This is a genomic window from Amycolatopsis thermalba, assembly GCF_003385215.1.
GTDB lineage: Bacteria > Actinomycetota > Actinomycetes > Mycobacteriales > Pseudonocardiaceae > Amycolatopsis_E > Amycolatopsis_E thermalba.
In genome coordinates this window covers 1-14,213 of record NZ_PQHW01000146.1, presented here as the reverse complement: position 1 = coordinate 14,213, position 14,213 = coordinate 1, and the positions used below count along the sequence as shown (strand labels likewise).

Below are 14,213 nucleotides of genomic sequence, written 5' to 3'. Positions count from 1 at the left end.
GCGGGTAGCGCTGTGGGGGCTCGTGCTGCCGCCGGTCCGGGGCGGGAGTGGCTGCGCGCGAGGCGCGAATCCGTCGCGGCCCGGGGCGGGAGCGGCGGCGCCGTGTACCCGCGAAGCCGGTCAGTCCGGGCGCCGGGCGCGGAACTGGGCCGCCAGCGGGGCCGTGACGCCCGGGGGTTGCCACACCCACGTCTGCAGGTCGGTGAACCCCGCGTCCACCAGTTCCGCCGCCAGCGCGTGCCGCGGCACCGTCAGCGACTTCTCGTGCGCGGACAGGATCAGCCGGCCGCCCGGGCTCAACACCCGCAGCAACTCCCGCAACCCCGCGCGCCGGTCGTCCCACAGGTCGACGTTGTTGACGCTCATCGCGACGTCCACGGAGGCCGCGGCCAGGCCCGTCCGCTCCGCCGAACCACGCGTCAGCCGGACGCGGCCGGCCGCGATCTCCGCCGCGCAGCGGGCCTGGGCCAGCGCCAGCATCTCCGGCGACGGATCGACCCCGTGCGCGACGGCGGCGATCCGGCCGGCCAGCCGCAGCCCGACGCCGGGACCGGGCCCGACCACCAGCACCGTCTCGTCCGGGGTGAGCCTCGCCACGTCGACCACGTGCGATTCCGTCGCGCCGTTGGCGTGGGCCATCACGGTTCCGCCGATGCGGCCCAGCACGCCACGGGGGTGACCGAAGGCCCGGTCGAGGATCTGCTCGAAGGTTGTGCTCATACCTCCAGGTCAGCACTCGCCACCGCTCACCGGCATCGGGGATGACCCGGAAATCGGGCATGGGAACATGGAGTCGTACCCCACGACGAGCCGAGGACCCGAGTGAGCACGTTCGCCGACCAGACCTTCACGCCGCCGGAGCAGATCCGGAACTTCTGCATCATCGCGCACATCGACCACGGCAAGTCCACCCTGGCCGACCGGATGCTGCAGCTCACCGGCGTGGTCGAGGAGCGGGCCATGCGCGCGCAGTACCTCGACCGGATGGACATCGAACGCGAGCGCGGCATCACGATCAAGGCCCAGAACGTCCGCCTGCCCTGGCAGGTCGAGGGCCGCGACCACGTCCTGCACCTCATCGACACCCCCGGCCACGTGGACTTCACCTACGAGGTCTCCCGGGCACTGGAGGCGTGCGAGGGCGCGATCCTGCTGGTCGACGCGGCCCAGGGCATCGAGGCCCAGACCCTGGCCAACCTGTACCTGGCGCTGGAGAAGGACCTGCACATCATCCCGGTCCTGAACAAGATCGACCTCCCCGCGGCCGACCCCGACAAGTACGCCGCCGAGCTGGCGCACATCATCGGCTGCGACCCGTCCGAGGTGCTGCGCGTCTCGGCGAAGACCGGCATGGGCGTGTCCGACCTGCTGGACGAGGTCGTCCGGCAGGTGCCGCCGCCGGTGGGACAGGCGGACGCCCCCGCCCGCGCGATGATCTTCGACTCGGTCTACGACACCTACCGCGGCGTCGTCACCTACATCCGCGTCGTGGACGGCAAGATCACCCCGCGCGAGCGGATCCGGATGATGTCCACCGGCGCCACCCACGAGCTGCTCGAGGTCGGCATCATCTCGCCCGAGCCGAAGCCCAGCGCGGGCCTCGGCGTCGGCGAGGTGGGCTACCTGATCACCGGCGTGAAGGACGTCCGCCAGTCCCGGGTCGGGGACACCGTCACCTCGGAGCGCAAGGGCGCCACCGAGCCGCTGGCCGGCTACCGCGACCCCAAGCCGATGGTGTTCTCCGGCCTCTACCCGGTCGACGGCTCGGACTACCCGGAGCTGCGCGAGGCGCTGGAGAAGCTGCAGCTCAACGACGCGGCCCTGACGTATGAGCCGGAGACCTCGGTCGCGCTCGGCTTCGGGTTCCGGTGCGGCTTCCTCGGCCTGCTGCACCTGGAGATCACCCGCGACCGCCTGGAGCGCGAGTTCGGCCTGGACCTGATCGCCACCGCGCCCAACGTGGAGTACCGCGTGGTGCAGGACGACGGCACCGAGGTGATGGTGACCAACCCGTCCGACTGGCCCACCGGCGTGAAGATCGCCGAGGTGCACGAGCCGCTGTCGAAGGTCACCGTGATCGCCCCGTCGGAGTTCATCGGCGCGATCATGGAGCTGTGCCAGAGCAAGCGCGGCAACCTGCTCGGCATGGACTACCTGTCGGAGGACCGCGTCGAGCTGCGCTACAACCTGCCGCTCGCCGAGATCATCTTCGACTTCTTCGACTCGCTGAAGTCCCGCACCCGCGGGTACGCGTCGCTGGACTACGAGGAGGCCGGCACGCAGGTCGCCGACCTGGTGAAGGTCGACATCCTGCTGCAGGGCGAGCCGGTCGACGCGTTCTCCGCGATCGTGCACAAGGACGCCGCCTACGGCTACGGCAACAAGATGGCGGGCCGGCTGCGCGAGCTGATCCCGCGGCAGCAGTTCGAGGTGCCGATCCAGGCCGCGGTGGGGTCGCGGATCATCGCGCGCGAGACGATCCGCGCGATCCGCAAGGACGTGCTGTCCAAGTGCTACGGCGGTGACATCTCGCGGAAGCGCAAGCTGCTGGAGAAGCAGAAGGAAGGCAAGAAGCGGATGAAGAACATCGGCCGGGTCGAGGTTCCGCAGGAGGCTTTCGTCGCCGCGCTGTCCACCGACGAGCCTTCCGGCGACAAGGGCAAGAAGAAGTAGCGCCGGACGACGCCGACGGCCCGCGATCCCGTTCCCGGGAGCGCGGGCCGTCGTGGTTCTCGCGTCAGGACACGCCCAGCAGCACCGCCAGCGCCTCGACGAGCGACGCCGAGGTGCTCGCGATCGTCGCGTCCAGGTACTCGGCGACCGGGGTCAGCTCGGCGGCCGAAGCCTGCCCGCCCAGCAGGCCAGCGTCGGCGCGGTGAGCAGGCCGAGCGCGACACCGCGCTTGGTCCAGCGGCGGGTCTTGCTCTCGAAACCGGATGTCGCGCCGGTGCGTGAATGTCCGTTAACGCGCGCGTCACGTGAACGAGAAATCATGCGGTGCCGGTGATCCGGGCCGCCTCGACGAACACCGCGCACCGGCGCTCCTGCGCCATCACGCGGTCGTAGGTGTCCCAGTCGTCGTGGGTGCCGCCGGCCGCGGTGAAGATGTCGCGCAGCAGCCGGGGCAGGCCCACCGGGTCGAAGCCGGGGTCCGGGTGGTCCGGGCCGATCAGCCGGACCGGGCCCTGCACCGCCGCCCACGTCCAGCCGCGCCGGAACACGATGGTCGCGTTGCCGCGGGCGCGCAGCAGCTCCAGCTTCTTCGCCCCGCCCCGCGCCACGAACGCGACCGCCGGGCGGCCGGACACCGGATCGTCGAGGACACCGGCGTTGACCACCGAAGCGTGCACCGTTCCGTCCGCCCGCGCGACCGCGACGGTGGCCAGGCCGGTTTCCTGGGCGGCGAGCGAGCGGACGGCGTCGAGATTCGTCATGGGAGCAAGCTAGCGCCGGGCGCGCCGCCGGAACAGCGCACCGGCGACCGGCACCGCGACCAGCGTGATCCCGCCCCACCACACCAGCGCCAGCCACGCCGAGTCGCCGACCGGGGCGCCCAGCAGCAGGTTCCGGACGCTGTCCACCACCGGCGTGACCGGCTGGTTCTCCACGAACGCGCGCAGCCCGCCCGGCATCGTGCTCGGCGGCACGAACGCGCTGCTCAGGTACGGCACGAACACCAGGACCATGCCGAGCCCGGCGGCGCTTTCCACGCTGCCCGCGAGCAGGCCGAGGATCGCCGCGACCCACGAGACCGCCAGCGTGAACACCAGCAGGATGCCCAGCGCGGCCAGCCAGCCACCGACGCCGGCCGCCGGGGAGAACCCGATCAGCAGGCCGACGCCGATCATGATCGCGAGCGAGACCACGTTCCGCGCGAGCGCCCCCACGACGTGCCCGGTCAGCACGGCCGTACTGGACATCGGCATCGTGCGGAACCGCTCCACCACGCCGCGTTCCAGGTCGTCGGCCACCCCGACGGTGGTGGAGGTGGAGTTGAAGGTGACGCTGATGGCGATGATCCCGGCGAGCACGTAGTCGATGTAGGCGGTGCCGCCGACGTCGATCGCGCCGCCGAACACGTACCGGAACATCAGCATGATCGCGACCGGCAGGAAGATCGCCGTCATCGCCTGGTCGGGGTTGCGGAAGATGTGCCGGATGGACCGTCCGATGAGGACGGACGAGTTGTTCGCGGTCCAGTACAGGGCGGTCATCGCAGGGCTCCGATCGCGGGCTCGCCGGTGAGGGACAGGAAGACGTCGTCGAGGGTCGGGCGGGTCAGGGCGAGGTCGGCGATCTCCGCCTCCGCCTGGTGCAGGCGGTCCAGGACCTCGCGCACGTCCCGGGCGCCGTCGACCGGCACGCTGAGCGCGAGGCCCTCCCCGGCGGGCGTGCCGCCGAGCGCGAGCCGGGCGACCTCGAGGGCCTCCCGGGTGGCGAACGTGAGGTCCAGCCGCTCGCTGCCGATGCGCTGCTTGAGCGAGGCCGGCGTGCCCTCGGCGACGACGCGGCCGCCGTCGATCACCGCGACGCGCCCGGCCAGCTCGTCGGCCTCCTCCAGGTACTGCGTGGTGAGCAGGACCGTCACCCCGCCGGCCAGCAGGTCCCGCACGGTGTCCCACACGCCGGCCCGGCTGCGCGGGTCGAGACCGGTCGTGGGTTCGTCGAGGAAGAGCACCGGCGGCGCGGTGATCATGCTGATCGCCAGGTCCAGCCGCCGTTCCATACCGCCGGAGTAGGTCTTGACCGGCCGTCCCGCGGCGCCGGTCAGGTCGAACCGGGCCAGCAGCTCGTCGGCGCGGCGGCGGGCGGCCGCGGTGCCGAGCCGGAACAGGCGGCCCATCATGACCAGGTTCTCGTAGCCGGTCAGCATGCGGTCCACCGCGGTCTGCTGCCCGGTCACGCCGATCAGCCGCCGCACCTCGCGCGCCTGCCGCACGACGTCGAACCCGCCGACGCGGACCGTCCCGGCGTCCGGGGCGAGCAGCGTGGTCAGGATCCGCACCGTGGTGCTCTTGCCCGCGCCGTTGGGTCCCAGCAGGGCGACGACGCTGCCCCGCTCGACGGCGAGGTCGACACCGCCGAGCACCTCTCTTCCCCCGAAGGCCTTCCGCAGGCCGCTGACCTCGATCACGACACCCTCCCAGTAATTGTGTATCTCGCACACTTATTGGTGTAAGTGATACACAGTTCTAGGATGGTCGTCAAGGACGAGAGGACGGCGATGACGTCAGACCACGGGCGGACGCTCGAACTGCTGTGGGGCGGCGGCGGACGGCCCGCGCGGGGCCCCAAGCCCGCGCTGAGCGTGGACAAGATCGTGCGTGCGGCGATCGACCTCGCCGACAAGGAGGGCATCGACGCGGTGTCGATGCAGCGCGTCGCCGCGGCCGTGGGCAAGACGACGATGTCGCTGTACCGGTACGTGTCCGGCAAGGACCAGCTGGTCGAGCTGATGATGGACTACGCCGCCGAGGACGCACCGCCGGTGCCCGCGGGCCAGGACTGGCGCGCCGACGTCGTGGCGTGGGTCCGCGCGGTGTGGGCGTTGCTGGAGCGGCACCCGTGGATACTGCGGATCCCGTTGCACGGGCCGCCTTCCGGGCCACGGCAGCTCGCCTGGCTGGAGGCCGGACTGCGGGCGATGTCGGGACTCGGGCTCACCGGGGGCGAGATGATCGCCGCGATGACCTTCCTGGACGGCGCCGTGCGCGAGCTGGCGCGCCTCGGGCTCGACATGAGCGAGGCGCAGCGGGAGGCGGGCGTAACGACGCAGGAGGCCGACGCCGACTTCGCGGCGGCGCTGCGGAGGTTCGTGGACCCGGTCCGGTTCCCCACGCTGGCGTCCACCGTCGCGGACGGCACGTTCGACCCGGAGCCGGGTGCGGACACCAGCGTGCTGCCCGATCTCGAGTTCGGGGTGCAGCGCCTGCTGGACGGTCTCGAGGCGTACGCGCGCCGCCGGGAAACCTAGAGTGGGGGCATGTTCGAAGAGCTGCGTGTCCCCGTCCTCGTGGCGCCGATGGCCGGCGGCCCCACCACACCCGAACTCGTCGCCGCGGTCGCCGAGGCGGGCGGTTCGGGCTTCCTCGCCGCCGGATACCTGACCGCGGACGCGCTCGGCGAGCGGATCACCAAGACGCGGGAGCTGACGGACCGGCCGTTCGGGGTCAACCTGTTCGTGCCGGGGCGGGAGTCCGATGTGGAGTTGTCGCCCTACGTCCGGCGGATCGCGGAGGAGGCGCGGCACTACGAGGTCGAGCCCGGCGACCCGCGCTGGGAGGACGACGACTACCCGGCGAAGGTCGATCTCGTGGTGGCGCGGGGAATCCCGTTCGTGTCGTTCACGTTCGGGCTGCCGTCCACTGAGGACGTGGCACGGCTGCACGAGGCCGGCTCGCGGGTGATCGTGACGGTCACCACCCCCGAGGAGGCCGTGCGGGCGGCCGAGATCGGCGCGGACGCGCTGTGCGTGCAGGGGTTCGAGGCGGGCGCGCACCGCGGCTTGTTCGTCGACGACCCGGAGCACCCGGCCGGGGGAGAGGTCTACGGGCTGCTCGCGCTGCTGCGGCTGGTCGGGACCGCGGTGGACCTGCCGCTGATCGCGGCTGGCGGGATCGTGCACGGTGCGGACGTGGCCGCCGTGCTGGCCGCCGGGGCCGACGCGGCGCAGCTGGGCACCGCCTTCCTGCGCGCCGACGAGGCCGGGACGCAGCTCGCGCACCGCAAGGCGCTGGCCGAGGGCGGACGGGTCACGGCGATCACGCGGGCCTTCAGCGGCCGTCCGGCACGGGGCCTGGTGAACCGGTTCCTGACCGAGCACTCGCCGTACGCGCCGTCGGCGTACCCGCAGGTGCACCACCTGACCAAGCCGGTGCGGGCGGCCGCGCACGCCGCCGGCGACCCGGAGGGCGTGAACCTGTGGGGCGGGCAGACGTACTCGGTCGCGCCGGAGGGCCCGGCGGCGGAGATCGTGGCCCGCCTGCTGGCCGAGGCGACGGCGGCGCGGGACCGCGTGACACGACGGCTGGGGTAGGTGCACGCGGGCCGGCCGGGATCCGCTAGGATTTCGGCACACCGGGCGATTAGCTCAGGGGGAGAGCGCTTCGTTCACACCGAAGAGGTCACTGGTTCGATCCCAGTATCGCCCACTGGTTATTTTAGCTGTTCAGACGGCCTGTCGACGACCATCGTCGGCAGGCTGTCGGCGTTTGCGGGGAGCAGATGGGGAGCAGGGCGTCCTGACCACTTCCGCGAATCCGAAGAGGTCACGCCGCATCCGCCTCCTGACCTGCGTGTTCGTCCCAGGTCCATCCGCCGTCCAGCTCCCAGCGTCGCTGCAGAGCGGCCAGCATCGACTCGACCATGACGTCAGTCACGTGGGAGTAGAGGTCGTCGGTGTCCTTGCGCTTGTGTCCCAGGCGTACCAGCCGGAGGATGCGCGGCACGCCGTCTTCGATCAACCACGTCTCGTGTGTGTGACGTAGGTCATGGAAGTGCATCCCCTGATTGAGTGGCGCCCAGCCGCGGTCCTTGTCGCCGGCCAAGGCGGGTAGCCAGATGCGGCGGCGGAAGTTGGACCGGCGGTGGAGGCCGCCGTTGGCGCCGGTGAAGACGAACCGCGTGTCGGGGTTGCGCTCCCGGTGGTCCCGCAGCAGGCCGGCCAGGAAGGGCGGCAGGTGGATGGTGCGGACGCTGGCGGGGGTCTTCGGCGGTCCGAGTTCGAGCCGTCCCCGGACCTCGTGCAGGGCGCCGAAGTTGGGGTCGATCTCGATGCGTGAGTCTTCGTCGAGGTAGGTGCGGATCCACTGCAGCCCGGCCAGCTCGCCCCAGCGCATGCCGGTGTAGGCGTCGGTGATGGTCATGAGCCCGGCATCGGGCGTCATCCTTCCCGCGAGTGCGTCGACTTCGTCGCTGCTGGCGTGGGGCCGTTCGGGACGGTCCTCGAAGCTGATGCGCAGTTTCCGGCACGGGTTCGCGCCAATCAGACCCTCGTCCACGGCTTCGCCCAGGATCATGGAGAACAACACGAGAATGTCCTGGACGGTTTTGTCGGCCAGGTTCGGGCGGAGTTTCTTGTTCACCCACCCCTTCACCTCGATCCGTGCGATATCGCCGAGAGCCGTCCCAGACCATCGTGGCAAGATGTGGTTACGGATGTGCGAGTCGTAGGTAGCCAATGTAACTTCCGCGGCGTGGTGGGCATCGCACCACGCGCGGATCCACTCGTCGATCGTGGTTTGCGCCAGGCGGGGGTCGGTGAACCGGCGCCGCCGCTGGTCGGACTCCACATCGTTCGCGCGGTTGTCCGCTTACTCCTGGGTGGCGAACCCAGTCTCCGTGAAGATGGTTCCGTCATTGAGCCGGTAGCGGACACGGAACCCGCCTTGGCGTTTTTCTACCCATGCCATTGTTGTTCTCTTCCTGAAGGACTGGATATGACCGCGCCGGAAATTCGGCACTGCCATATCCACGCTCCATTGACGGAGAAAATCAACCCAAATGTGTTCAGGGGTCAAAAGAATGTGTGCACGTCAATTGGTCCGGCGGCGAGGGCGGACCTGACGATCCGTAGATGCCCCGCGGCCAGGAGTCCTGCGCAGGGCGGTAGTCGTCGGCACGGTCGCATCGGTCACGATCTGGTCGAGGTTGGCGCGGGAGAAGCGCAGTTGCTTGCCGAGGAAGGTGCACGGCACCTGCCGGCGAGCGGCCCGGCGACGTAGCCACGACTCCCGGACTTGCAGCAGTTCCGCTGCCTGGGCCGGGGTGTACAACACCGGGGCCGAATCAGGCCTCAGCTGGTCTGTGGGCGACTGAACCCCGTGTGCCAACCGATCCGCGCCGGAACGGCTGCGCGGGGTGGGCAGCGGCGCAGCAAGAGGCGGCGCGGTCCTCGGCTCCTCGTTCGTGCTCATCCAAGTCCTCCTGTTTGTGCAGCTTGCGTAGCGGTCACGCCGCTAGTGGCTGGTCAACTGCGGCGCCGGAGCGGCACGACCAGGGCGAGCAGCCATCCGGATCGCCGTCCTCCGCGAGGGGTTGCCGGTGCCGCTTCGGGCGTGCGTCGAGGTCGACTTGGTCCAGTGGCTTGCAGGAGCGGTGCAGGAAGTACTGCCCGCGCAGTTTCTGCCCCTGCTCTGCGGCGCGGGGGTAGCCGTGACGGATCGCGCGGTCGAATTCGACTGCCTCCGCCCAACCGTCGGGGTCGTTGTCCCTGATCCAGCGCCAGCCCGCGTTGCCGTGGAACGGGCAGCCGACACAGGCGGACTTCACCGTCGAGCCGAACCCTCGTTCTTCGAGAAACTCGACGCATCGGGCCCGGTCGAAGCCGAGGTCGAGCAGGGGGAAGGTGTTGCGGAGGAACCGCACTCCGGAGTCCTTCGCCCGTCCGATTTCCTCGGTGCTGATTCCGATGGCTTGCTCGGCGTAGATGCCCGGTGGCACTCGTCGCGGATGGGGGTATCCGAGCAACTCGCGTGTCGCCTTCTTGAGCGGGGTGATCTTGTATTCGCTGGTGCACTGGCGCCGAGCGAGCCCGCGTGAACCGTCCGGGTTGAGGGCGTGCAGCGGCATCGAGACGAAACGGTGATTCGGGTTGAGGGCGTCGGTGCGGATGTTGCCGGCGGACACGCGCCGTACCGGGATTCCTGCCCGCTCGGCGTGTGCTTGAAGCCGGTCGAGGTTGGCGTAGACGGCGCGTGGTTCCCATCCGGTGTCGGCGAACAAAGCGACGTCAAACCGCGGGATGGCGCCCTCGCAGGCCAGCAGGAGCACGGTCGTGCTCTGCACTCCCGCCCCGAGGGACAGCAGTCGCAAAGCGGGCGGCGCGGCGGCGTGTGGGTGCCGAGTGGTCATGCCGCCCAGCCGTCATTGCGGGAGCGATCGCGGGGCGAGCAAGCGGTCGCGGAGGACGGGGCAGCGGTGTGGTGAAGCGTGGTGCGGAAGACGACGACGTCCTCGTGGGCGATGAGGTGCAGGGGGAGTCCGGCGTCGCGTTGTTTGCGGATGAAGTCGCGTTGGAAGAAGCTGCCGCGAGGCACCAGGTCGGTCTCGGCGGCGCGGGCGAGCAGCGCGACGTTGCGCTCGGCGGGGATGAGTCCGGCGGCCCGGCCGCAGGCGAGGATCTGTGCGGGCAGGTCGATGAGTTCGGAGTGTTCGCGCCAGGGGCGGATGGTGATGACGACGTGGCCGCCGGGGCGGAGGAAGGTGCGTGTCGCGGCGAGGATGCGGGTGAAGCCGGCGAGGAGTCGGTGGTGGCCGATGTTGGAGAGGTTGCCGCGGTCGAGGGTGTTGCCGTAGCGGTGCCAGTACTTCTGGATGCCCTCGCCGGGCGCGACGGCGACGCGGCCGTGGGTGGAGGGCCCGTACGGGGGCGAGGTGACGACGAGCGCGGCCTGGCCGCCGTATTGCTGGGGGAGCAGGGTGAGGAGTTGGCGGGCGTCGCCGTGGAACACCTTCGCGTCGTGGTCGATGCCGTGTTTGCGGGCGAGGTCGAGGTTGGCGCGGGCGACGTCGACCCAGTGGGGTTCGTATTCGACGCCGACGGCGCGGCGGCCGAGGCGTACGGCTTCGACGAGTGTGGTGCCGATGCCGCACATAGGGTCGAGCACCAGTTCGCCCGGCGCGGTGTAGTGCTCGACGGCGTGGCGGACGACATCGGGCAGCATCTTGGCCGGATGCGGGGTCGACTCGGGCGTGTACTTGCCCTTGCGCTGGGTGGCGGGGGAGGACTGCGCGGTGGTCCACACCGAGACGTCGTTCGTCGCGTCAAGTGCGCTGATGAGTGCGCGGAGGATGGGCGGTGTTGGCTCGTCGGCGGAACCGCGGGTGTGGTCGTGCTGGGGCACGGGCTTGGCCTTTCTGGCTGGCGGAGACGGTTGTCAGCGGGCGTTGGCCTGCAGGCCGTGGTCGTGTGCGACAACCCGCGAGTTCGGTCGTCCGATGTGGACGTGCGTGGGCGATGTGCTCGCCTGAGCCTGGGCGTGTTTTCCCGTTTGGGTGGTCGTGAGGCGCGATGACTCAACTTCAGGATTCATGAGCCGATCTCCATCTGGTCGAGGTTGTTACTGCAGGTGTGAAGGTGAGGGCGGTGGGTTTGGCGCTGGCGGTGGTACGCGATGTGCGCGAGGTGCGGGCGCCGACGAGTCCGGAGGAGCTCGTTGATTTCGAGACCGACGTGCTGGCCGGGTTCGTGCTTGCCCGTGCCTCCGCGGGTCTGGCCGACAGCACCATCCGTGGTGATGTCGGGCATCTGGATCAAGTGCGGGCGTGGCTGGGCAAGCCGTTGTGGGACATGGAGCCCACGGATGGCGACGCGTACTTCGGGCGGGTGCTGCGCGGAGTTCCCAGCGGCACTCGACTGGCGCGGGCGCAGGCGATCACGACCTACTTCTCCTACCTGGAGCTGCGGCATCAGGTGGAGATCCACGCCATGACCGGCCGGGTGGTGGCCTGCCCGCTGGACGAGATGAACCGGCCGCGCGGCGCCAAGCAGGCGAAGCTGCGGATTCCGCCCACCGCGGCCGAGACGACGACACTGTTCGCCGGCTGGTCGGCCGAGTTGGCGACCTGCCGCAAGTACGCGCCGACCGCCCGCAACTACGCCGCGGCACGGCTGATGGCCGAGGTCGGGCTGCGCGTGAACGAGGTCTGCGGGCTGGACCTGACCGACATCAAGTGGCACCTCGGGCGGTTCGGGAAGATCCACGTCCGCCACGGCAAGGGGTCGCGCGGTTCCGGGCCGAAGGAGCGGATGGTGCCGCTGATCAACGGGGCCGATCGGACGCTGCGCTGGTACGTCGAGGACGTGTGGGGACACTTCGACGACGACCACACCCGCCCCGGCGCACCGCTGTTTCCCTCCGAGCGGTGCAACGGCGACGGGTCGTGCTCGCGGGTCGGCGATGACGCGCTGCGGCGCGGACTCGCCGCCGCGGCGAGTGACCACTTGCCGAGCTGGCCGGGCACACTCACCCCGCACGTGCTGCGGCACTACTGCGCCTCGCAGCTCTACCACGACGGCATGGACCTCATCGCGATCCAGGAACTGCTGGGGCATTCCTGGATCGCCACGACGATGCGCTACGTCCATGTCCACCGGACCCGGATCGAAGACGCCTGGACTGCTGGGCAGCTGCGGGCGGCGCGACGGCTGGAAGGGCTGATCTGAATGCGCTGGAACCTGCGACTCGCCGCGGCCAACCGCGGCATCTGGAAGGCCTCGGAGCTGCAACGCAGCCTCGCCGAGCGTGGCTTGGTGATCTCGGCCGGGAAGATGTCCGGCTTGTGGTCGGGCCAGCCGGCCTCGATCAAACTCGACGACCTCGACGTCATCTGCGCGGTTCTGGGCTGCGAGGTCGGCGAACTCCTGCTGCCCGAACCCCACAAGGTCGCAGCACCAGCCGAGACGGAAAGCGCACCGGCCGCGGCGGCGCCAGGGGCCGCACCGGTGATCCCCCGGCGGCGCGACGGTCGCTCGCTTCCCCCGGCGTGATCGCCGGTGCGTGCACATCGCGACGCGGACAGCTGCAGCACCTGCTTCGCCTGGGGCGTGCTCTGGCACGACACGGCGTGCAGGCCATGCTCGGAGTTCGCCGCCCGCCACCCGCAGGCCTCCAACTGCGGCGCCTGCGGACACCGGCTGCCACTGTTGAAGGGCCATTGCCGGCCCTGCTGGGCACAGGCGCAGCTGGACCGGCCCACCGGCCCCAACACGATGCTGCTGCCCTACGTCCGGCAGGTGCGGCACCACCAGCTGTGCTTCTCCGGGATGCCGCTGCAGCGCGCCGCCAGCCCTCGCACGAAGGCACCCGAGGCCATGCCGGTAACCAGGACCCGGCCCGCACTGCCGCAGCCGCAGTTGCTGCTGTTGCCCGACCTGCGCCGCACCTACCGCTACGGCATGGTCGACCGGCGAGACCGGCAGCCCCCGACCAACGAGTGGCTGCGCTGGGCGCTGCACCTCGCCACCACGATGGCCGAGGCCCGGGGGTTCACCCCGCAACTGACGCGGACTCTGACCCGCAACCTCACCATGCTGCTGGCGCGCTACGTCGAGGGCGAACTGATCCGCTACTCCAGCTATCACGCCATGCTGACCGGTCGTGGTTCCAGCCTCGCCCAGACCACCGAGATCCTGCAGACCATGGGGATCCTGCTCGACGATCGCCAGCCCACCTTTGCCCGCTGGCTCGAGGCGAAACTCACCGACATCGCCCCGGGAATCCGTGACGAGACCCGCCGATGGGTGCAGTTGATGGCCACCGGCGGGCCGCGCACCCGCGCTCGCAACCACCGGACCCTGCGCGGCTACATCGACCTGCTGCGACCGGTGCTGCTGGCGTGGTCGGAACACCACGACCACCTGCGTGAGATCACCCGCAACGAAGTCGTGGCCGCGATCGCCCCGTTGCACGGCATCCGGCGCCAGATCACACTCGTGGCATTGCGGTCGCTGTTCTCCTGGGCCAAACGCCACGGTGTCGTGTTCGCCAACCCCACCAACCGCATCCGGGTCGGCCAAGTCGAACCTGGTGTCCTGCAACCGCTCACTGCCGACGAGATCACCCGCACGGTTCGCGCCGCGACCACACCCCAGGCACGTGTCTTCGTTGTCCTGGCCGCCGTGCACGCCGCCCGGCCAAGCGCGATCCGCGCCCTGCACCTGACCGACCTCGACCTGGGAAACCGGCGCATCACCATCGCGGGGAGGAACCAGCCGCTCAGCGAGCTGAGCCACCAGACGTTGCTCGCCTGGTCGGACCACCGTCAACTGAACTGGCCGAACACGGCCAACCCCCATCTCATGATCAACGCGATGACCGCCATCGGCACGGGACCAGTGAGTCACGTCTGGGCCAACACGACGCTGCGCGGCTTGCCCGCGTCCCTGGAGCGGCTGCGCATCGACAGGCAACTCGACGAGGCCCTCGTCAACGGCGCTGACCCGCTGCACCTTTCCGAGGTGTTCGACCTCGACGCGAAGACCGCGGTCCGCTACACAGCCTCCGCCCGCAAACTCCTCGAACAACCTCACGAGGACGCCTCGTCCAGTTCCTCACGAACCGGACGGCCCGCACCCGAAGATCGGGGGGGTCTATCCCGTGATCGGTGTTTCTGGCGGTTCGGTTAGTAGGTTTCGGCGGCCGGCCAGCGGTCACCGAAGGTGATGGCGAAGGCGTTGAGTACGGGTTTCCAGCGCATCGTCCATCGGGCGC

At 70.1% G+C, this 14,213-nt stretch carries 14 protein-coding genes and 1 tRNA gene; 7 read left to right on the top strand and 8 right to left on the bottom strand.

Annotation, left to right across the window (positions count from 1 at the left end; genetic code table 11):
* Window positions 1-120: 120 nt before the first annotated feature.
* On the bottom strand, window positions 121-720 hold the full coding sequence (locus tag D0D15_RS33245) for a class I SAM-dependent methyltransferase (RefSeq protein WP_094007712.1): 600 nt from the start codon (window positions 718-720) through the stop codon (window positions 121-123).
* Window positions 721-822: 102 nt separating this feature from the next.
* Here D0D15_RS33245 and lepA point away from each other — a divergent pair, with 102 nt between their 5' ends.
* Entirely contained in the window at window positions 823-2,673 is a 1,851-nt protein-coding gene (gene lepA / locus D0D15_RS33240; RefSeq protein ID WP_094007711.1) for a translation elongation factor 4, read from the top strand.
* A gap of 317 nt (window positions 2,674-2,990) precedes the next feature.
* On the opposite strand, the gene D0D15_RS33235 is transcribed toward lepA, so the two are convergent.
* The 3 genes from D0D15_RS33235 to D0D15_RS33225 are packed head-to-tail and all read right to left on the bottom strand — an operon-like array spanning window position 2,991 to window position 5,134.
* Entirely contained in the window at window positions 2,991-3,434 is a 444-nt protein-coding gene (locus tag D0D15_RS33235) for a pyridoxamine 5'-phosphate oxidase family protein (RefSeq protein WP_094007710.1), read from the bottom strand.
* 9 nt (window positions 3,435-3,443) lie between these two features.
* The gene (locus D0D15_RS33230) at window positions 3,444-4,214 is read right to left on the bottom strand and encodes an ABC transporter permease (RefSeq protein WP_094007709.1); all 771 of its coding nucleotides are present in this window, start codon (window positions 4,212-4,214) and stop codon (window positions 3,444-3,446) included.
* Window positions 4,211-5,134 carry an ATP-binding cassette domain-containing protein gene (locus D0D15_RS33225; protein WP_094007708.1) on the bottom strand — a complete coding sequence of 308 codons (924 nt, stop codon included), beginning with the start codon at window positions 5,132-5,134 and terminating at the stop codon, window positions 4,211-4,213. The genes D0D15_RS33230 and D0D15_RS33225 overlap by 4 nt, the downstream gene beginning before the upstream one ends.
* A 63-nt stretch (window positions 5,135-5,197) precedes the next feature.
* Here D0D15_RS33225 and D0D15_RS33220 point away from each other — a divergent pair, with 63 nt between their 5' ends.
* The 3 genes from D0D15_RS33220 to D0D15_RS33210 all read left to right on the top strand — a co-directional run bounded on the left by D0D15_RS33220 (window position 5,198) and on the right by D0D15_RS33210 (window position 7,151).
* Complete coding sequence (locus D0D15_RS33220; RefSeq protein ID WP_094007707.1) at window positions 5,198-5,974, top strand: TetR/AcrR family transcriptional regulator; 777 nt, start codon at window positions 5,198-5,200, stop codon at window positions 5,972-5,974.
* Window positions 5,975-5,983: 9 nt separating this feature from the next.
* On the top strand, window positions 5,984-7,036 hold the full coding sequence (locus tag D0D15_RS33215) for a nitronate monooxygenase (RefSeq protein ID WP_094007706.1): 1,053 nt from the start codon (window positions 5,984-5,986) through the stop codon (window positions 7,034-7,036).
* 43 nt (window positions 7,037-7,079) lie between these two features.
* A tRNA-Val gene (locus tag D0D15_RS33210) sits at window positions 7,080-7,151 on the top strand.
* Between the two features lie 117 nt (window positions 7,152-7,268).
* On the opposite strand, the gene D0D15_RS33205 is transcribed toward D0D15_RS33210, so the two are convergent.
* The 4 genes from D0D15_RS33205 to D0D15_RS33190 form a co-directional block, all read right to left on the bottom strand.
* Window positions 7,269-8,084 carry a tyrosine-type recombinase/integrase gene (locus D0D15_RS33205; protein WP_158224471.1) on the bottom strand — a complete coding sequence of 272 codons (816 nt, stop codon included), beginning with the start codon at window positions 8,082-8,084 and terminating at the stop codon, window positions 7,269-7,271.
* 450 nt (window positions 8,085-8,534) lie between these two features.
* Window positions 8,535-8,915 carry a helix-turn-helix domain-containing protein gene (locus tag D0D15_RS33200; RefSeq protein WP_115945019.1) on the bottom strand — a complete coding sequence of 127 codons (381 nt, stop codon included), beginning with the start codon at window positions 8,913-8,915 and terminating at the stop codon, window positions 8,535-8,537.
* 34 nt (window positions 8,916-8,949) lie between these two features.
* A complete protein-coding gene (locus D0D15_RS33195; protein WP_233157436.1) occupies window positions 8,950-9,771 on the bottom strand; it encodes a hypothetical protein in 822 nt (273 codons plus the stop codon).
* Window positions 9,772-9,848: 77 nt separating this feature from the next.
* Window positions 9,849-10,844, bottom strand: a complete 996-nt coding sequence (locus D0D15_RS33190) for a TRM11 family SAM-dependent methyltransferase (protein ID WP_198958336.1) — start codon at window positions 10,842-10,844, stop codon at window positions 9,849-9,851.
* A gap of 242 nt (window positions 10,845-11,086) precedes the next feature.
* On the opposite strand from D0D15_RS33190, the gene D0D15_RS33185 reads away from it, so the two are divergent.
* Genes D0D15_RS33185 through D0D15_RS33175 form a run of 3 tightly spaced genes read left to right on the top strand, consistent with a single transcriptional unit; the run spans window position 11,087 to window position 14,128 of the window.
* Window positions 11,087-12,166, top strand: a complete 1,080-nt coding sequence (locus D0D15_RS33185) for a tyrosine-type recombinase/integrase (RefSeq protein ID WP_233157435.1) — start codon at window positions 11,087-11,089, stop codon at window positions 12,164-12,166.
* The gene (locus tag D0D15_RS33180) at window positions 12,167-12,490 is read left to right on the top strand and encodes a helix-turn-helix domain-containing protein (RefSeq protein WP_094007703.1); all 324 of its coding nucleotides are present in this window, start codon (window positions 12,167-12,169) and stop codon (window positions 12,488-12,490) included.
* A 6-nt stretch (window positions 12,491-12,496) separates the two neighbouring features.
* Complete coding sequence (locus D0D15_RS33175) at window positions 12,497-14,128, top strand: site-specific integrase (protein ID WP_205414136.1); 1,632 nt, start codon at window positions 12,497-12,499, stop codon at window positions 14,126-14,128.
* Window positions 14,129-14,213 lie beyond the last annotated feature (85 nt).